This is a genomic window from Moorena sp. SIO3I6 (assembly GCF_010672095.1).
The window spans coordinates 1-4,623 of record NZ_JAAHHU010000347.1 but is presented as its reverse complement, the minus strand read 5'-3'; the positions used below and the strand labels follow the sequence as shown (position 1 = coordinate 4,623).

The window sequence follows — 4,623 nt, the reverse complement described above, 5'->3', positions numbered from 1 at the left end:
GACAAGGCCAGGGATCTAGAGTTTCAGATTTCTCAGCTTGAAGTAAAACTTAGCAAAATGTCCCAAGATGCCTTGAATCTGGAAATTCTAGAGCGAGATTTACGCATTGCGCAAACCCTCTATTCCTCTGTTTTAAGCCAATGGGAAATAGTTAAGTCAGACTCATCTATTATGTATTATCCCCAACTGCAATTGGTAGCGGGTCCCACCTTACCTACCAGATCACAAATGCCAGAAAATATAGTACAATTGGGTAGAAAATTGTGATCAGTTCCTGGGAATATGATAGTGCTCAGGAAGCAATTTTTATTCGTCAGTTGTCAGTTTCAACTATTTATATCTTTTTTTTGATGATTTTTTTTAAAAAAAACTAAATCAAAACTATTTATCTTTAAAACCAGTGTTCAAACAATGAAACATGTTTCTGTCATTATTCCAGTCTACGGAGTTGAAAACTATATTGCAGCAGCGGTGCAGTCTGTTCTGGAGCAGACCTATACCAACTTTGAAGTGCTCATTATTGACGATGAATCCCCAGACAGTAGTATAAAAATTTGTCAAGAATTCTCGGATCAGCGACTTAAGATTATTCATCAAACTAATCGGGGACTTGCTGGAGCGCGTAATACAGGAATTCGCCATGCCAAAGGAGATTATTTAGCGTTTTTAGATGGAGACGATTTGTGGTTGCCTCAGAAACTGGAAAGACATATTGAACACTTAGAAAAATTCCCAGATATCGGGATTAGTTTTAGCCGTTCTGCTTTGATTGATGAAGCTGGAAATTTTATGGGTGCCTATCTAATGCCTAAGCTCACTAATATTACTATATCTGATTTGTTTCAAGAGAGTCCGATCGGGAACGGTTCGGCTGCTGTAGTTCGTCGCGAAGTCTTTGACACAATTAAGTATCAGGATAATCTTTACGGCTCTACAGAAGATTATTACTTTGATGAAAACTTCCGTCGTGCTGAAGATATTGAATGTTGGCTTCGCATCGCTATTCAAACTGACTGGAAAATTGAGGGAATACTTGAAGCACTAACCCTGTATCGAATTAATACACAAGGGTTGTCAGCCAATCTTTTCAAGCAGTTAGAGTCCTTGGAACAAATGATTGAAAAGACCCGTTCCTATGCTCCCACACTGACCAGCCGATGGGAAAACATTTCTAGGGCTTACCAATTGCGGTACTTGGCTAGGAGTGCGGTTCGTCTTAAAGTAGCTTCAGATGCTGTGACACTTATACATCGATCATTATCCAATCACTGGCTTATCCTACTAGAACAGCCACGGCGAACAATCTTAACCTTAATAGCCGCTTATATGCTTTGGTTATTACCGAAGTCTTTATATTCTCACATTGAATTGCTTGTCTCTAGGCTGCTCAACAATGTTAAAAAACAGCCTCTTATCCAAAACTAGTACCGCTCGCGGAATTCAAAATTCAAAATTCAAAATTCAAAAACCTTATATAGAGGTTTTTAGCCTAATGAGGTACACAAAACTTTTTACCTCTTTCCTCTTCCGACTTTACTGCTCTCTGCTACGAAAGCGCCCCGCGTGGGCCACGGCCTCAGTCCCTGCTCCCTAAAAGCAAAAAAAATGTCCCTTACTAGCTTAAAAAGCGCTATAATAAAATAAGCTTATTATATAAGCGTTTCCCTAGTTTTGGATCGTATCTTTATTGACCTTTTGCTTACTAGCATGGTTAAATAATTTCAAGGTTTGAGTCTACTATGAACAAAGTATCGGTAATTATTCCAGTATATAAGGTTGAAAAATACATAGCAGCCACAGTAGAATCTGTGCTCGCCCAAACCTATAAAAATTTTGAGCTGCTACTCATTGATGATGGCTCTCCTGACAAAAGTATCGAAATATGTCAACAAATTAACGATCCGAGAATTAAAATTATTCGTCAGGATAATCAAGGAGTATCAGCGGCTAGAAACACTGGGATTCGCCATGCTGAAGGAGAGTATATCGCTTTCTTAGATGGAGATGACCTCTGGGTTCCAGAAAAGCTAGAAAAGCATGTTTTGCATCTAGAAACATCACCCCATGTAGGAGTGAGTTTTAGCTATTCTGCGTTAATTGATGAAACAGGAACTCCGTTAGGAATCTATCAAATAGCCAAAACTAAAGATATAACTACAGATTATATCATGTGTCGTAATCCCATTGGGAATGGTTCAACACCAGTGATTCGGCGAGAAGTGTTTGAAGCAATTCGATACCGAAACGAGCAGGCTACCGAGGAGGCTTATTTTGATACTGAATTGCACAATATCGAAGACGTGGAATGTTGGCTGCGCATGGCGATTAAAACTGATTGGCACATGGAAGGTTTGCCAGAGGCGCTGACTTTATATCGTATTCATTCACAAGGGCATTCAGCTAGTATACTCAAGCATATAAACTCTCTAGAAAAGGTGATTGATAAAACACGTGCCTATGCTCCAGAGGTAATTGCTGAATGTGAAAACCCAGCCCGCGCCTATTATTTACGGTTTGGTGCTCGACGTGCCCTCAGCATCAACGAAGGCTTGATGGCAACAGAATTGTTTAATAAGGCTTTAGCGACTTACTGGCGTATTTTGCTAGAGGAACCGCTTCGTACTCTGTTGACCGGGGCTGCTGCTTATTTGCTCCGACTTTTACCTAAAACTATTTACCAGCAAATGGAAGCTGTGGCTTTGAAAACGACAGGAGCTTCACAAAAGCGCCGAATTTCTCAGGAGCAAGCTTAGTTTTTAATAGGGTGCTTGACCAGGGCAAACGCATCTTATTTTTGTACATGCTGGCGGGGTGAGGATTTCAGCGATCGAGTCCTGTTTTTAATCAATTGATGAAATCCTTACTGGATAAGGGTTTTGGAATTTAGATGCGTTTGCCCTGGGTGCTTTACAAACACTTTGTAAAGCTTTTATAAAAATTTGTATATAAAACTCCTCAACCCTCATTAGTTTCTGCTATAAACTAAAATCTGAGGTTTATATGCGGCTTTCATAAAAAATGAATCTACCTTTAACCATAAAAACTCACCTGAAAGAGTTATTGATTGGCACACCGTTTGAGCCTGCGGCAAGAAGTATTGTTGATTTGATCAAGCCTCCCAGCCAAAAGATCCTGACCAGCAGGCAAGATGACACCTATGTCTATCAGATTATGAAGCGGATTTTAGACAAATCCTCAAACTGTATCGATGTGGGTAGCAACATGGGGAGTGTGTTGACAAAAATATGCCAACTGGCTCCCCTCGGTGAGCACTATGCTTTCGAGCCGCTCCCCCGGCTGGCTACTCGGCTGCAAAAACGGTTCTCAAAGGTTCATGTTAGGCAAATTGCCTTGAGTGATTTAGAGGGAGAAACCACGTTCTGGCATGTTGTTGATGCTCCAGCACTCAGTGGTCTAAAACAAAGAGACTACAGCTATTGGGGCTATAACAATGCTCAAACAGAATCCATTGCTATCAAAACTCAAACACTTGATGACATCCTTCAACCTGACTTCAAAGTTAATTTCATTAAGGTAGATGCAGAAGGAGCAGATTTTAAGGTTTTCAAAGGTGCTATCCGAACCTTAAAAACCCACAAGCCTTACCTAGTCTTTGAATTTGGTCATAGTGGCATGGTTGATTATAAAACAACGCCAGGTATGATGTATGATTTGCTAGTCAACCAGTGTGGTTTGAATATTTTTAAACTTAACAGTTGGCTACAGGGGTTAGCTCCACTCAGTGAGACGGAATTTACGATAATCTGTGAAGAAGACTCTGCTTGGAATTTCTTTGCTACGCCTTAGGGGTCGCTAGAAAACACAGGAGCATTCTGTAGGACTTAGGAAAAACTGGGCAACAAACCCTATAAATCGCTATAAATAGTACGGTTGGTTCTTATAGTACCCTACTAGTAGATTGACTGGGTAAGTCTTGTCCAAGTTGCTGATCTATTATTTCTATGATTGACTGGCTTGCGATCGCACTCAGGGTGCTTTTAGGCTTATTTATTTTTGCGATTGGGCTAACCCTTGCTAAGTGGATTCCCAATCACCGGATTCGAGCTATTACCCAACCAAACCTTTGGTTTAGGCAAAGGGTTACTCTAGGACTGATGATCCTGACTAGTTTGATGATGCTGGGGTCAATTGTATTGGTCACTGATATCGTTAAAGTCAATTCAGGACAGGCTGAGGTAGTTAGCTCTCGGAAATACCAGACCAACATTCGCCTCGGAACAACTAATGTAGCGATCGGAGGTGGTGGTTATGTCACTGGTGTTTACCTCCATCCACTGGAAAAAGACTTAGTTTATATTCGGACTGATGTGGGTGGCTTCTATCGTTGGGATGAGGGGAAGCAACGTTGGATTCCCCTGACAGAACACTTTCCCCTCTCCCAGAGTAATTACTATGGAGGAGAAGCACTGGCTGTTGATCCGAATGATCCAACTATTGTCTATATTGCGGCTGGAAAATATCCCTGGGCTGAACCAGGAACACTATTTAAATCTACCGATAAAGGACAAACTTGGACAAAGTTGAACCTAGACCTCAAGATGGGGGCTAACCACAAGAAAAAATGGCTAGGAGAGAGACTAGCTGTTGATCCGTTCAATTCCA

At 41.0% G+C, this 4,623-nt stretch carries 4 protein-coding genes and 1 pseudogene; all 5 read left to right on the top strand.

Annotation, left to right across the window (positions count from 1 at the left end):
• Positions 1–267, top strand: a 267-nt coding sequence (locus tag F6K49_RS35770; protein ID WP_293104429.1) for a hypothetical protein, incomplete at its 5' end; no start/stop codon positions are given.
• Positions 268–411: 144 nt separating this feature from the next.
• On the top strand, positions 412–1,425 hold the full coding sequence (locus tag F6K49_RS35765) for a glycosyltransferase family 2 protein (RefSeq protein WP_293104426.1): 1,014 nt from the start codon (positions 412–414) through the stop codon (positions 1,423–1,425).
• 314 nt (positions 1,426–1,739) lie between these two features.
• Positions 1,740–2,753: a glycosyltransferase family 2 protein gene (locus F6K49_RS35760; RefSeq protein WP_293104423.1), complete on the top strand. Its 1,014-nt coding sequence runs from the start codon at positions 1,740–1,742 to the stop codon at positions 2,751–2,753.
• Between the two features lie 265 nt (positions 2,754–3,018).
• Entirely contained in the window at positions 3,019–3,807 is a 789-nt protein-coding gene (locus F6K49_RS35755) for an FkbM family methyltransferase (protein ID WP_293046042.1), read from the top strand.
• 155 nt (positions 3,808–3,962) lie between these two features.
• Positions 3,963–4,623, top strand: a pseudogene (locus tag F6K49_RS35750) (hypothetical protein); the annotation flags it as partial.